Origin of the sequence: Streptomyces sp. NPDC047061 (assembly GCF_040643955.1) — a bacterium.
Lineage (GTDB): Bacteria > Actinomycetota > Actinomycetes > Streptomycetales > Streptomycetaceae > Streptomyces.
On sequence record NZ_JBEYVI010000013.1, the window covers coordinates 33,178 to 47,698 of the forward strand.

The window sequence follows — 14,521 nt, forward strand, 5'->3', positions numbered from 1 at the left end:
GGGACCGGCCGCCGGGCCGGAAGGGTCCCGCGGGCACGATCACGTCGTTCGTATGGACGCACCGTGACGGGAGTGGAAAGCTCGAATAACCGCGGGCGTCATCGGAGCCGCCACCGCACGCGGCCCGCCATGCTCGCCCGCGCCCACAGAGACCTCACCGTGCACGGGAGGCAAAACCATGGGCGACAAGGTCAAGGAACACCCCGGAGCCGCCGGCAGGGCAATGGCGGCCGACCACCCCGCGTCTGTACGGAATGTGGTGCTGGTCGGCCACTCCGGTTCGGGCAAGACCACATTGGTGGAGGCTCTCGCGCTGACCGCGGGAGCGGTGAACCGGGCGGGCCGGGTGGAGGACGGCGGAACCGTCTCGGACTACGACGACATCGAGCACCGGCAGCAGCGCTCCGTACAGCTGTCGCTGGTACCGGTCGAATGGAACGGATTCAAGATCAATATCCTGGACACCCCGGGATACGCCGACTTCGTCGGAGAGCTGAGGGCCGGTCTGCGCGCCGCGGACGCGGCCCTCTTCGTCGTCTCGGCCTCGGACGGGGTGGACGGCTCGACCCGGATGGTGTGGGAGGAGTGCGCGGCCGTCGGGATGCCCCGGGCGATCGTCGTCACGCACCTGGAGGCCGCCCGCGCGGACTTCGCGGAGATGACCCGGGTGTGCGCCGAGGCGTTCGGTGCCGACGACCCCGACGCCGTGCTCCCGCTCTACACGCCGCTGTACGGCCCGCAGGGCCCGGACGGGCACGCGCCCGTGACCGGTCTCGTCGGGCTGCTCACGCAGAAGCTGTTCGACTACTCCACCGGCGAGCGCAAGGAGTCCGAGCCGGGCCCCGACCAGCTGCCGGACATCGAGGAGACCCGCAACCGGCTCATCGAGGGGATCATCTCGGAGAGCGAGGACGAGACGCTCATGGACCGCTATCTGGGCGGCGAGCAGATCGACCTCAAGACACTGATCGAGGACCTGGAGCGGGCCGTGGCACGCGGGGCGTTCTTCCCCGTCCTGGCCGCCGCCCCGGCCGCCGACGGCGCCCGCCAGGGCCTCGGCACGGTCGAGCTCCTGGAACTGGTCACCGGCGGCTTCCCGACGCCGTTCGAGCACCCCACGCCGGGCGTCACCACCATCGACGGCAGGCCGCGCGAGATCAAGCCGTGCGACACCGGCGGCCCGCTGGTCGCGGAGGTCGTGAAGACCGCCTCCGACCCGTACGTCGGCCGGGTCTCGCTGGTCCGGGTCTTCTCCGGCACCCTGCGCCCCGACGAGACGGTGCACGTCTCCGGGCACGGCCTCGCCGACCGCGGCCACGAGGACCACGACGTCGACGAGAAGGTCGGCGCCCTGTCCACGCCGTTCGGCAAACAGCAACGGCCGGTCACGCACGTCATCGCCGGTGACCTCGCGTGTGTGGCGAAACTCGGCCGCGCGGAGACCGGGGACACCCTCTCCGGCAAGGACGACCCGCTGCTCATGGAGCCGTGGGAGATGCCCGACCCGCTGCTGCCGCTCGCCATCGAGGCGCACAGCAAGGCGGACGAGGACAAGCTCTCGCAGGGCCTGTCCCGCCTGGTCGCCGAGGACCCGACCATGCGCCTCGAACAGAACCAGGACACCCACCAGGTGGTGCTGTGGTGCCTCGGCGAGGCGCACGCGGACGTCGCCCTGGAGCGGCTGCGCAGCCGGTACGGCGTCCAGGTCGACGTCGTACCGCACCGGGTGTCCCTCCGGGAGACGTTCGCCGGGAAGTCCGGCGGGCGCGGCCGGCACGTCAAACAGTCCGGCGGGCACGGGCAGTTCGCGATCTGCGAGATCGAGGTGGAACCCCTGCCGGGCGGCTCCGGCATCGAGTTCGTCGACAAGGTGGTCGGCGGCGCGGTGCCCCGGCAGTTCATCCCGTCCGTCGAGAAGGGCATCAGGGCCCAGGCCGTCAAGGGGGTCGCCGCCGGCTACCAGCTGGTGGACGTGCGGGTCACCCTGCTCGACGGCAAGGCGCACTCGGTGGACTCCTCCGACGCCGCCTTCCAGACGGCGGGCGCGCTCGCCCTGCGGGAGGCCGCGGCGGACGCGAAGATCCATCTCCTGGAACCGGTGGCCGAGGTGTCCGTGCTGGTCGGCGACGACTACGTGGGCGCGGTGATGAGCGACCTGTCCGGGCGGCGCGGCCGGGTGCTCGGCACCGAGCAGACCAGCGGCGGGCGCACCCTGATCAAGGCCGAGGTGCCGGAGTTCGAGATCGGCCGCTACGCGGTCGACCTGCGTTCCCTCTCGCACGGCACGGCGCGGTTCAGCCGTTCCTACGCGCGGCACGAGCCGATGCCGCCGCAGATCGCCGAGAGGATTCGCGAACAGGCCAAAGAGGCCTCCTAGTTGGTCTCGCAGTGGACAACGGGGGACAACGGGGGACGACAACGGCCGACAACGGTCGGCGACGGGATCGTTCGGCGGGCGGCTTCGGCCGTCCGCCGACGGTCTGTCGGTGGCTGGGGATACTCTGAGTACTTGATCAACAGGTGTGCGGAGTACGGAAGTCGGGAAGGCCGCAGAAGCGGGACGGCGGCAAGTGGGGGCGGGAATGAGCTTCGAGGACTTCTTCGGGCCACAGGTGCCCAGGCCGGGCGGCGAGGCGCAGGCACCGACCTACGCTCTGGCCTCGGCGGCCTACCGGGACACGCCTATGGAGGAGATCAAGAAGGCCGACAACGAGTGGCACCAGTCCACGGTCAACGAGGGCCGCAAGTGGGCGAAGATATTCCGGCCCAACTTCGGTGAGGCGTACTCCCAGGCGGTCATCGACCGCATGCTGGGCGTCGGCCGCAAGCCGCTCATCCAGTCCTTCGGCAGCGAACCGCAGATGGTCGTCGAGCACTGCCTCGCGGCCAACCGCATCCGCAAGGAACGCGACCAGCGGCTGACCGCCCTCATGTTCCTGTGCGGCGTGCTGTTCCTGCCGGGGCTGCTGCTCTGGCTGCTGGTCTTCCAGCTTCGGGCGACCATGCTGAAGACCGACAACAAGCGGGTCTCCGGGCTCGGCAGCGCACTGCTGGCCGCCGTCGGCGTCGTCGCGGTGGTCTTCCTGATCCGGATGCCGCTCACCGGCTTCTGGGGCTGGTACGCGCGAGGCTGCATCGTGCTCCCCGTCGCCGGCTGGTACCTGGCCAAGCGGCTCTGCGAGCGCACCGCGAAGGACCTGCGCGAGGCCTGGGACGGCCTGCTGTCCGGCGGCAGCGTCGGCGCGAAGGTCCCCGAGGCGGTGCCGACCAGCCCCGACCAGGCCGCGGCCGAGCAGCTGCGCCAGTCCCTGGCCCGGCTCAGCGCCGAGCAGCAGTCCAACTCGGTCTTCTACGCCGGCCCCAAGGGCATACTCGGCATGGGCACCCGCTGGGGCTCCTGGCACCTCGCGGAGGAGCTGGTCCCGCTCGATCCGGTCAAGGGCGTCCACGAGTTCCGCGCCTGGACGGTCGTCCGGGAGATCGAGAAGGAGCTGAGCGTGCTGCACCGGCAGCACCTCAAGACCGGCGGCTTCCCGGAACCGCAGGTCAAGCACTGGATCGTCAGCCATGTCGGAGAGGGCGCCAAGGCGGTGTCCAGGCCCGAGGGGACCGACTACAAGGTGGGGCCCGCCGACGTCGAGCGGATCTGCAACAGCAACCACTTCGACAAGGGCGAACGGCACTACCTGGGCGTCCAGTGGCCGTACCTGTGGGACGGCGGCCTGATCATCACGATGATGACCACCGTGACCGTGCTGAAGGAGACCCTGCGGATCGAGGTCACCGGACACGCCCTCGGGCCGGTCAACGGCTTCTTCAGCGGCAAGCCCGAGGCACCCACCAAGACGGTCGCCAAGACCGTCCGGTTCTGGGAGACCCGGACCATCAAGCTGCCCCTGGTCACCCCGGACGAGGTGGTCCGGCTGTCCGCGCGGGCGCTGATCAGCTGGTATCCACCGCTGCTGAAGTGGCTCGGCGGTTCCATAGGCCTGCCCGAGCCGTTCGGCCTCCGGCACGCCTGGGCCGACCAGCCCTGGAAGCACCGCTTCATGGCCGACGACGCGCTGCGCGCGGCGACACCGGTGCTCCGGGCGGTGCACCGGGCCGCGTTCACCGTGCTCAAGGAGCACGACGTCAACATGGACAAGTTCAACGCGCGGGCGGGAGCGCTGAGCGGGTCGGTCCAGGAGGCGTCACCGAAGAAGGCGGACACCTACGACGCGTGAGCCTCCGGCGGACGGGCTGCTCAATGTGCCGTCGGCCAGGCCTCGGCCAGCATCTTGCGGGTGTCTGCCAGCAGCTGCGGCAGCACCCGTGTGTGGCCCACCACCGGCATGAAGTTCGTGTCGCCGCCCCAGCGCGGGACGATGTGCTGGTGCAGGTGGGCCGCGATGCCGGCGCCCGCCACCGAGCCCTGGTTCATGCCGATGTTGAAGCCGTGCGCGCCGGACGCCGTGCGCAGCGCGGTCATCGCCTGCTTGGTCAGCTCGGCCAGCTCGACCGTCTCCGGGCCGGTCAGGTCCGTGTAGTCGGCGACATGGCGGTACGGGACCGTCATCAGGTGGCCGCCGTTGTACGGGTAGAGGTTGAGCACCGCGTAGACGTGCTCGCCGCGCCGGACGATCAGCCCGTCCTCGTCGGACTTGGCCGGGATCGAGCAGAAGGGACAGCCGTCGTCGGCCCCCGGACCGGTCGGCTTGTTCTCACCCTGGATGTAGGCCATCCGGTGGGGCGTCCACAGGCGCTGGAACGCGTCCTGCGTCCCCACTCCGATCTGCTGCTCCGGCTCACTCGTCATGCTAGGCAGCATATGGCTTCGCCCGTTCGCGGCGTGTCGCCGGGGCCCGGGGAAACGGCCCGGCGGCGAAGCTGGGCGGATGGACGACGACAGCCGGCTGAACCGCTGGGACCGGAAGACCGACCTGGCGCTGGGCATCGCGTCGCTGGTCTTCCTCGGCTCGTACGCGGTGCACGTGCTGGAGCCCCGGCTGCCGAAGGCCGCGCACGTCTTCTTCCTGTCGCTGATGTACACGGCCTGGGCGATGTTCGCCGTCGACTACGCGGTGCGCTGGCGGCTCAGCGGCGAGGGACCGCGGTTCGTACGGCGGCACTGGCTGGACACGGTCGTCCTGGTGCTGCCCCTGCTGCGGCCGGTGCGGGTGGTGCGGACGTACGAGTCGATCCAGCGCCGGCACGGGGAACCCCGGCTCCCGTTGCACGCGCGCGTGGCGGCCTACTCGGCGCTGTCGATCTCACTGCTGGGCTTCTCCGGTGCCCTCGCCGTCTACCAGGTCGAGCGCTCGGCCCCGAACGCCAACATCCGCACCTTCGGCGACTCCCTCTGGTGGACCTGCTCGACCCTCTCCACGGTCGGTTACGGCGACTACGTCCCGGTGACCACCCTGGGGCGGTTCATCGCCGTGGGACTGATGGCCTGCGGTCTGGCACTGCTGGGCACGGTCACGGGGTCGTTCTCGTCCTGGATGCTGCAGCGGTTCTCACTGAACGAGAAGGAGAGAAGGCCCCCGGAGAACTGATCTCCGGGGGCCCCTGACGGATGCGGATCAGACCTGGGTCCGCTCCTCGACCACCTTCACGATCTTGGCGATGGCCTCGTCGAACGGGATGCCGTTCTCCTGCGAGCCGTCGCGGTAGCGGAAGGAGACCGAGCCGGCCGCCATGTCCTCGTCGCCCGCGATGACCATGAAGGGCACCTTCTGCTTCTGGGCGTTGCGGATCTTCTTCTGCATGCGGTCGGAGGACGCGTCGACCTCGACCCGCAGACCCTTCTTCTTCGCCTCGGCGGCGAACTTCTGCAGGTACTCGACGTGCCCGTCGCCGATCGGGATGCCCACCGCCTGGACCGGGGCCAGCCACGCCGGGAAGGCACCCGCGTAGTGCTCCAGGAGCACCGCGAAGAACCGCTCGATGGAGCCGAACAGGGCGCGGTGGATCATCACCGGACGCTGCTTGGAGCCGTCGGCGGAGGTGTACTCCAGGTCGAAGCGCTCGGGCAGGTTGAAGTCGAGCTGGACGGTCGACATCTGCCAGGTGCGGCCGATGGCGTCCTTGGTCTGCACGGAGATCTTCGGGCCGTAGAAGGCGGCGCCGCCCGGGTCGGGGACGAGCGGGAGGCCCTGCTTCTCGGCGACCGCGCGCAGCGTCTCGGTCGCCTCCTCCCAGACCTCGTCGGAGCCGACGAACTTCTCCGGGTCCTTGGTGGAGAGCTCCAGGTAGAAGTCGGTGAGGCCGTAGTCGCGCAGCAGGTTCAGGACGAAGGTGAGCGTCTTGTCGAGCTCCTCCGCCATCTGCTCCTTGGTGCAGTAGATGTGCGCGTCGTCCTGGGTGAAGCCGCGGGCCCGGGTCAGGCCGTGCACGACGCCCGACTTCTCGTACCGGTACACGGTCCCGAACTCGAAGAGGCGCAGCGGCAGTTCGCGGTAGGACCGGCCGCGCGCGTCGAAGATCAGGTTGTGCATCGGGCAGTTCATGGGCTTGAGGTAGTAGTCCACGCCCTCGTCGAGCTGCATGGGCGGGTACATGCCGTCGGCGTACCAGTCCAGGTGCCCGGACGTCTCGAAGAGCTTCCCCTTCGTGGCGTGCGGGGTGTAGACGAACTCGTAGCCCTCCTCCTCGTGCCGGCGGCGCGAGTAGTCCTCCATCACCCGGCGGACGACGCCGCCCTTGGGGTGGAAGACGGCGAGGCCGGAGCCGATCTGCTCCGGGATGGAGAACAGGTCCAGCTCGCTGCCGAGCTTGCGGTGGTCGCGCTTCTCGGCCTCGACGAGGAAGTCCAGGTACTCCTTCAGCTCTTCCTTGGAGGGCCAGGCGGTGCCGTAGATGCGCTGGAGCATCGGGTTCTTCTCGCTGCCGCGCCAGTAGGCGGCCGCGTTGCGCATCAGCTTGAACGCCGGGATCAGGCGGGTGGAGGGCAGGTGGGGACCGCGGCAGAGGTCCTTCCAGCACAGCTCGCCGGTCTTGGCGTCCAGGTTGTCGTACATCGTCAGCTCGCCGGCGCCGACCTCGACGTCCGCGCCGTCGTCGTGCGACGCCGAACCCTTGAGGCCGATCAGCTCCAGCTTGTACGGCTCGTCGGCCAGCTCGGCGCGGGCCTCCTCGTCCGTGACGACCCGGCGCGCGAACTTCTGTCCGCGCTTCTGGATCTCCTGCATCTTCTTCTCGATGGCCTTGAGGTCATCGGGGTGGAACGGCTTCTCGACGTCGAAGTCGTAGTAGAAGCCGTCCTTGACCGGCGGGCCGATGCCCAGCTTGGCCTCGGGGAAGAGCTCCTGGACGGCCTGGGCCATGACGTGCGCGGTGGAGTGGCGCAGGATGCCCAGACCGTCCTCGGAGGAGATCTCGACACCCTCGACGGTCTCGCCGTCCCGCACCTCGTACGCGAGGTCCTTGAGCTCACCGGCCACCCGGGCGGCGATGATAGAGCGCTCGCCGGCGAAGAGCTCGGCGGCCGTAGTGCCCGTCGTCACCACGCGCTCGTCCCGCTCGGAATCGCGTTGGATGATCACACGGACGTCTGACACCGGTCTCTCCTGACTGAAGACGAATGCGGGCGCCGTACCAGGAGCGCGCGCAATACCGGATCGTACCGACCCGGCACCGTCGATCGCTAAACGGTTACCCGCCGTCCCCGGTCAGTCGCAGTCGTCGCCGCTGCACGCCTCCTCGAAGAAGTCGAGGTTCTCCTGGAGCGACTTCATCAGGTGGTCCCGCTCGGCCTCGTCCACCTGGACCGGCGCGACCCCGAAGGCGCCGGACAGCCGCCGGAAGCCACCCCGGCTCTCCAGCCGCCCGTGCACCCGCACCGGGAGTCCGACGAGGTGGGCCTGCCCGGCGATCCGGTAGTCCTCCTCGTCGAGGGTGACCCGGACGTACGGCACCTCGGCCCCTGCGATCACCCGGAGCCGTACGGCGCCCTCGCCGCGCGGCTCGGAGCGGCGCATGCGGACGACGGTGCCGGTGATCCGGACCGCGACGGAGGGTTCGTCGCGCAGGTAGCGGGCGCCGGCCTCGCGCAGCACGGGCAGGTCGCCGGGTGAGAACTCGATCGGCTCGGTGGTGGCCGCGCAGTCGTCGGGGACCCCGGCGCCCGGCGCCCACTCGACGGAGATGCGGGCGCCCTCCGTGCCGCGCACGAGCGTGACGAGGGCGTCGGTCAGCTCCCGGCTCACGCCGGCCTCTACGGCTCCGTCGAAGGCGTCCATGCCGCCGGTGGCCCGCTGGTAGTCGATGGCCTCACGGGCGGCGTACAGGGCCTGGTGCAGGCGTACGGCGAGGGGCCGGCCGGTGCCGACCGGTACGAAGGCGGTCAGGCCGCGTCCGCCCTCCGCCGAGCCGACGAGGACGGACTCCAGCAGGGTGGCGGCCGCGCGCTTGTGCCGGGCGCCGTAGTACCCGGCACGCGCGCGGGTGGCGAGCGCGCCGGCCAGCAGGGTCTGCCGGGCGGCGGTGCGCAGTTGCTCCTCGACCGTCCAGGACGTGGCGTCCGCCGGTCCGCTCGGCACGTCACGCCACCAGCGGATCTCGTCGCTGGGCACGGCGAGGCCGACCAGCACCTCGCGCGCGGCGGGCGTACCGCTGCGCACCAGAGCCGTGAGCGCCTCCCCGAGCAGGTCGTCACTGTCCGGGAAGGCGCGGCTCTCGGGTACCAGCAGGCTGGTGCCGGTGTTGCCCGGCCCGGGTGGGGTCCAGCGGCCGTAGCGCCCCGGGGCTCCCCCGCGCCGCTGCCAGCCGTGCCGGCGCAGCAGGGCGCCGAGCACGGCGGGGTCGACCTCGGCGGGCTCGGGGGGATGGTTCCAGTGGGGCCCGTGGAGATCGTCGGGATGCGGCCGGACCTCCCGCAGCTGCTCCTCGTACGGACGGTGCCTCATGGTCTGCCTCCCGTCCCGACCCGCGTCATGATCTCGCAGAGCGCCCGGTCGTCGAAGATGCGCGAGGTCGGAACCCGCACGGTGGTCCGGTGCCGGCCGGTGATCGGGTGCCCTGCCAGGTTGACCCAGTAGCAGCAGTGGCGCAGATCGAGCCGGTCGTGGCTGGCGCGCAGCCAGTCGTCCTGGGAGCGCGGTACCAGCATCACCACCAGGATCTTGTGCACCGACACCGGTGTGCGGGCGAGCTTGCGCAGGTGGTCGTTGTCCAGCGTGAAGGAGAAGAAACGTCCCGGCGGGTTCGGTGCGATCTGGTAGGTGCACTTGAGCTGCACCTTTATCGTCACCTCGTCGTCGACGGTATGACCGGGCGAGCCGTGGCTGACGTGCCAGTCGATGCCGTTGTCCGGGAATGGCTGCGACAGCGAGCAGCCGGCCGCCGCCGCGACGGCATGCAGATAGCCCACCTGCAGTGTCTCCATGCAGGCGGTCGTCGCGAGTGTGCCGCGATGGGGGCCCGTGCGTTCGGGCAGCAGCCCGCCCCGCTCGGGCTGCGCTATCGCCATGACCAACAGCCTTCCCAGCCAAAGAGTTTCCCCGTGGCGGGCCGCTGAACTGCAAAGACCCGCACTCCTGTTGTGTCCTTCCGGCGTACGTCGCAAACGGCCCGGGTATCACCAAACGGGCAGAAGACGGAACGTCATCTGCGGTGGGTGAACGAGGAGTTGTATTGGCATGACGTGCTGGTACGAGGGGCCCCTGGCGGCCTTCGACACGGAGACCACGGGCGTGGACGTGGAGACCGACCGCATCGTGTCCGCCGCGGTCGTCGTCCAGGACGCCCCGGGCACCCGGCCCCGGGTGACCCGATGGCTGGTCAACCCGGGCATGCCGGTGCCGGAAGCGGCGACGGCGGTGCACGGGCTGACGGACGAACACCTGCAGCGCAACGGCCGCTGGCCGGCGCCGGTGATGCATGAGATAGCCGAGGAACTGGCCGAGCACGCGGCGATGCACCGCCCACTGGTGGTGATGAACGCGCCGTTCGATCTGACCCTGCTGGACCGCGAGTTGCGCCGCCATCGGGCGTCCTCGCTGGACCGCTGGTTCGAGGCGAGCCCCCTGCTCGTCCTCGACCCCCGGGTCCTGGACAAGCATCTGGACCGCTACCGCAAGGGCCGCCGCACCCTGACCGACCTGTGCGCGCACTACGAGGTCACCCTCGAGGGCGCGCACGACGCTGGCGCGGACGCGCTCGCGTCCCTGGAGCTCGTACGGGCGCTGGGCCGCCGTTTCGCGACCCGCCTGGAGCGCCTGACCCCGGCCGAGCTGCACACGTTGCAGACGACCTGGCACGCGGCGCAGGCCCGTGGCCTGCAGGCGTGGTTCACCCGCAGCGGCACACCGGAGACGGTGAACACGGACTGGCCGCTGCGCCCGGAACTGCCGACGGCGGCATGACGGAGGGGGCGCCACGACCGGATCGGGGAACCGGCAACCAAAAGGCCGGTCCGCTGCTGCGGACCGGCCTTCCCGGTGGTGGGCGATACTGGGTTCGAACCAGTGACCTCTTCGGTGTGAACGAAGCGCTCTCCCACTGAGCTAATCGCCCGGGAACGCAGTGAACGATACAGGTACCGGCGGGTTTCGTTCAAACCGCTTGGAGGTGCCGGAGCAGCCCGCGCCGTCCGGAGCGCATCATCAGCCGGTGGTTGAGCCGGAAGAACGGCCGCCCCAGCGGGGCGAGTCGTCGCAGCAGCGGCTTGTTGACGTCGACGACCTGGTCGTAGCGGGCCAGGGTGCCGGTGCCGTCCGGCGTGATCGTCCACCGCGCCCAGCCCTCGATGTCACCGGTCATCGAGATCTCCAGCACACCGGCCTCGGGATCGCGCCGCGCCTCGCGTGCGGTGAACGTGAGGTCGTACGGGATGAACGAGCGGATGGTGAGGACGGCGACGGTGTCGTCCAGCTGGTTCACCGCGCGCACCTGGGGCCACCAGCGGGGGTACTCGTCCACCGTCCGCAGCGCCTCGTACACGGTGGTGAGCGGTACCGGGAGGGGCCACAGGCTGCGGAAACGGTAGTGGTTCCAGTCCATGGCCGCAGTCTGTCGCAGACCGTGGATCTGAGTACGCGTACTCATGCCCACGCGAAGTGACCTGGACCACACTCGGCGGTACGAGCGCCGCCGCCCGTGCGACGGCGCTCCCCCTTCTCCTTCTTCTCCTTTACGAGGGCATCCTGTCGCCGAGCAGGGCCAGGTTCTCGATGGCCGCGAGCCCGTACAGCGCGGTGTCGTTGGAGGACACCCAGCTCGCCTCGGCGCCCGCGACGAGCGCGACCGGGCCGGAGAGCGGCTCGGTCTTCCACGGTGAGGACTCGGTGTAGCCGTCCGAGCTGTAGAACTTCGTCCACGCACGCTGGGCGAGCGTCGCGTCGCCGGTCTGCACGGCGGCGTACGCGTCGAGGCGCGAGTGCCCCTGGAAGAGCAGCAGGGTGCCGAAGTTGGAGCCGTAGCGTGCCGCCTGTTCGGCCTTGGTGGCGTTGAAGTAGCGGCAGTAGTCGAAGTAGGCCTCGTCGAACTCCGGCATGTCGGTCAGGTGGATGAGTTCGGCGCAGAGTTCGTTGAGGCCGAAGACCGCCGAGAGGTGGGAGACGGAGACGACCGGGGTGGTGGCGGTCGCGAACCTGCCGGTGTCGAGGTCGTAGAGGCCGCTGCCCTGGACGAAGCCGTTGGGCTGGGCGGCGATGCCCTCCATGGTCGACAGGACCCGCGCCCTGGCCTTCTCCCACTGGGGGCCCTTGCGTTCCCACTCGGTCAGCCAGGCCGACACCAGCCCGCTCCAGTCCGTGCCGAAGCCGATCGACAGGGCGTGGCGATCAGGGGTGTAGGGGTCGGTGCGGACCTTGCGCTGCGGGTCGAGGACCAGGAAGGTCTCGTCGGAGTCGACGTTGGCGGCCATGAGGTCGCCGACGCGTTCGTCGGCGGTGAGGAAGTAGTAGAAGCGCCGGTAGGTGGTGTTGGAGATGCGCTGCTGCTTGGCGCTGTCCGCGTAGTGCTGGATGCCGTGCCGGGTGCCGAGCCCGGCCCACTGGCCGATGTGGTAGACGTCGACCTCGCCGGTGTGCCGGGTGAGCGCCTCCGCGAACCGGAAGATGTCCGCGCGGCCGCTCCTGAGGTACGCGTACCAGAGCCAGAGGTCGGGCGAGAGCTCGGAGTTGTCCCAGGCGTAGCCGCCGACGTCGTACCGCCACTGGTGGCGCACGGTGTCGTAGGTGTGCATGAAGTCGCCGTAGTCCCAGAAGCCGTACCAACGGCGTTGCTCCACCTGGTCCTTGTAGTAGGTGAAGAGGAAGTCCAGGTGGTCCTCGATCCTCGCCTTGGCGGCGGTGGAGCGGTCCGGCTCGGAGTAGAGGCCGGGGCCGAAGACCTTGGCCTTGATCAACTGCTTCGGTGGGGCGGTGAGCTGCGGCAACGTCCGTACGGCCGTGACCTGTTCGGCCAGTGTCTCCGCCGAAGGGGTCGACTCGTTGGCCCAGAAGAGGAGTTCGGAGGTACGGGCGATGCCGTACGGGGTGCCGAACTCCGGTTCGTAGTCCTCGTAGGTGATGTTGAGGCCTTCGAGCTGTTCGGCGTACGTGTCCTGGCCCATTCCGTCGTGGTAGAAGCGCAGGTCCATCGGCTGGGCCTCGGGTGACCAGAGCCAGAGGGTGACCTCGGCCGCGTCGGTGTGGGCGTCACGGATGTCGAGCTGGGCCGGGAACTTCTCCCAGAAGTCCCGCAGGCCGAAGGAGAGTCCGCCGCTCGCCCCGCCGACGTAACCGAAACCGGAGGCCCGCTTTCCGCCGCCGGCCGCGATCCAGCCGTACCCCTTCTTCGTCCGCTTGCGCAGGGTGAAGCCGTCGGCGGAGAGCTGGGCGAGGGTGTAGTCGCCCCAGTGCGGGATGTACTGGAGCCGGGTCGTCACCCGCTGGTCCCAGGTGGCGGGGTCGGCCAGCTTCTGCCCCGCGTACTGGGCCGCCTGGACGGTGGCGCCCGGGTCGCGGCGCAGGCCGGTGATGCCCTGGACGGCCTCCCGCAGCAGGCCGGTTCCCTCACCGCCGATCCGCACATGCCGGTCGTACGCCTCGTCGCGCATCGGCACGCTGAAGCGCACGCCGAGTCCGCGGATGAAGTCACCGCTGGCCTTGCCGGGCTCCTGGGTGCCGTCGTAGGTGATCGTGTGGACCATCCGGAAGGAGTCGGCGCCCGCGTAGAAGTAGAGCCGGATCGAGAACGGCAGCCAACTCCGGTTTCCCTTGCGGTGCTTGCCGTCGACGCGGACGACGGCCCGGACCGGTCCGTCCTGCTCGACGGTGACGGAGCCGATCGCGCCGTCGAAGCGCTCGGTTCTGACCGTGCCCTGGTCCTCGTCCTCGATCTCGGGCTGGCGGAGGAGGACCAGCCGCCCGTTCCTGGCGATCTCCGTCGAACCCCGGGTGACGGACTTGACGATCGTCGAGCCGTTCTTGCCGATCTTCACGGCGATCACGCCGGTAGAGACGTCGATCGTGCCGCCGCTCCTGTCGACGGTGACCTTCCCGTCGGGGGCGGCCGGCCTGCCCGTCGCGAGGGTGAGCTTGCCGTTGCCCGAACTCACCGCGTGGGCGGTCCACTTGAGGGAGCCGTCCGGCCAGTAGGCGATCGGCCAGGACTGGACGGGCACGTCCTTGCCGTCCTCGTCGGTGAGCGCGAAGGTCTGGTCCTCCTGGAACGCGCCCATCGGCCAGGGCACGCCCACGGCCGAGCCGGGCGCGGCGCCGAGGCCGCCGTCCTCCAGCCAGTCCAGGGTCACCGGGTCCGCGTCGGCGGCCTCGGCGCCGGGCGCGGCCTGTGCGTCCTTCGCACCCAGCGCCCAGCTGAACTGGGCGGCGGCACCGGCGACGGCGGCCGCCTTGAGGAAGGACCTGCGGGGGATGGGAGACATGACCGTTCCTTTCCATGCGGGTTCTGGTCAGGGGCATGACAGAGAGAGGGGCGGCGCCGGGCGCCGCCCCGGGTACGGGACACCGCGGCTCAGCGCCGGCGGTGCCGCTCCTCCACGGCCACGGCCGCCGCCGCCACGGCTCCGAGCACGGGCACCGCCAGCGGTGCGACGAGCAGGGCCGAACAGACCACGAGGACCGCTCCCCCGACGAGCAGGAAGGATCCGCCGGGGTCGAGGACGGTACGGCGGCCGGCCGCCGCGAGCAGGGTGCGCCAGCGGTCGCCGGGCGCCCAGACGGCCGCCGCGCGCAGCCCCGCGACCGCGAGGCCGATCACCGCGAACAGGCCCACGGCCCCGACCAGCGGGCCGCCGGGCAACCCGGCCCGCACGGCCCGGACGTCCACCCAGGCGGCCGCGACGGCACCCCATCCGGCCAGCCCGACGAGCAGTCCGCCGGGCAGCGCGGCCCGGAAGTCGCTCACGAACTCCCGCAGGCCGCCGCCCGTCTGCCCGGTACGGCGGCGCAGATGCCGGGCACCGGCGGCGAAGGCGGCCGGGTAGGTGACCACGCCCAGGGACGCGACCGCGATCCACACCCCGGTGAGCAGAGATTCGGCGAAGACGCCGAACCGCTCCGCGAAGACGGACGGCTTTGCGCGCACGTCGGCC

General features: G+C 70.4%; 11 protein-coding genes and 1 tRNA gene. 4 read left to right on the forward strand and 8 right to left on the reverse strand.

The window, feature by feature from the left end; all coding sequences use genetic code 11:
• The first annotated feature begins 178 nt into the window (after positions 1-178).
• Positions 179-2,377 (forward strand): elongation factor G-like protein EF-G2, encoded by a 2,199-nt coding sequence (locus ABZ887_RS20175; RefSeq protein ID WP_361291154.1) that lies wholly within the window; start codon positions 179-181, stop codon positions 2,375-2,377.
• 205 nt (positions 2,378-2,582) lie between these two features.
• Positions 2,583-4,226 carry a hypothetical protein gene (locus ABZ887_RS20180; protein ID WP_361291157.1) on the forward strand — a complete coding sequence of 548 codons (1,644 nt, stop codon included), beginning with the start codon at positions 2,583-2,585 and terminating at the stop codon, positions 4,224-4,226.
• Between the two features lie 20 nt (positions 4,227-4,246).
• On the opposite strand, the gene ABZ887_RS20185 is transcribed toward ABZ887_RS20180, so the two are convergent.
• A complete protein-coding gene (locus ABZ887_RS20185) occupies positions 4,247-4,798 on the reverse strand; it encodes an HIT domain-containing protein (RefSeq protein WP_361291160.1) in 552 nt (183 codons plus the stop codon).
• A gap of 79 nt (positions 4,799-4,877) precedes the next feature.
• Between ABZ887_RS20185 and ABZ887_RS20190 the strand changes: the two genes are divergently transcribed.
• A complete protein-coding gene (locus ABZ887_RS20190) occupies positions 4,878-5,537 on the forward strand; it encodes an ion channel (protein WP_361291163.1) in 660 nt (219 codons plus the stop codon).
• Positions 5,538-5,564: 27 nt separating this feature from the next.
• On the opposite strand, the gene thrS is transcribed toward ABZ887_RS20190, so the two are convergent.
• The 3 genes from thrS to ABZ887_RS20205 form a co-directional block, all read right to left on the reverse strand.
• Entirely contained in the window at positions 5,565-7,541 is a 1,977-nt protein-coding gene (thrS, locus tag ABZ887_RS20195; RefSeq protein ID WP_361291166.1) for a threonine--tRNA ligase, read from the reverse strand.
• Between the two features lie 111 nt (positions 7,542-7,652).
• Positions 7,653-8,888: a hypothetical protein gene (locus ABZ887_RS20200; protein ID WP_361291169.1), complete on the reverse strand. Its 1,236-nt coding sequence runs from the start codon at positions 8,886-8,888 to the stop codon at positions 7,653-7,655.
• Positions 8,885-9,451, reverse strand: coding sequence for a DUF4365 domain-containing protein (locus tag ABZ887_RS20205; protein WP_093505297.1), 567 nt, complete (start codon positions 9,449-9,451; stop codon positions 8,885-8,887). The genes ABZ887_RS20200 and ABZ887_RS20205 overlap by 4 nt, the downstream gene beginning before the upstream one ends.
• Positions 9,452-9,620: 169 nt before the next feature.
• On the opposite strand from ABZ887_RS20205, the gene ABZ887_RS20210 reads away from it, so the two are divergent.
• Positions 9,621-10,346 (forward strand): 3'-5' exonuclease, encoded by a 726-nt coding sequence (locus ABZ887_RS20210; protein WP_361291172.1) that lies wholly within the window; start codon positions 9,621-9,623, stop codon positions 10,344-10,346.
• Between the two features lie 76 nt (positions 10,347-10,422).
• Here the strand turns inward: ABZ887_RS20210 and ABZ887_RS20215 are convergent.
• The 4 genes from ABZ887_RS20215 to ABZ887_RS20230 form a co-directional block, all read right to left on the reverse strand.
• A tRNA-Val gene (locus ABZ887_RS20215) sits at positions 10,423-10,497 on the reverse strand.
• 39 nt (positions 10,498-10,536) lie between these two features.
• Entirely contained in the window at positions 10,537-10,983 is a 447-nt protein-coding gene (locus ABZ887_RS20220) for an SRPBCC family protein (protein WP_361291175.1), read from the reverse strand.
• A 130-nt stretch (positions 10,984-11,113) separates the two neighbouring features.
• Positions 11,114-13,852, reverse strand: a complete 2,739-nt coding sequence (locus tag ABZ887_RS20225; protein ID WP_361291178.1) for a twin-arginine translocation signal domain-containing protein — start codon at positions 13,850-13,852, stop codon at positions 11,114-11,116.
• An 89-nt stretch (positions 13,853-13,941) separates the two neighbouring features.
• Entirely contained in the window at positions 13,942-14,514 is a 573-nt protein-coding gene (locus tag ABZ887_RS20230) for a hypothetical protein (RefSeq protein WP_361291567.1), read from the reverse strand.
• Between the last annotated feature and the right edge of the window lie 7 nt (positions 14,515-14,521).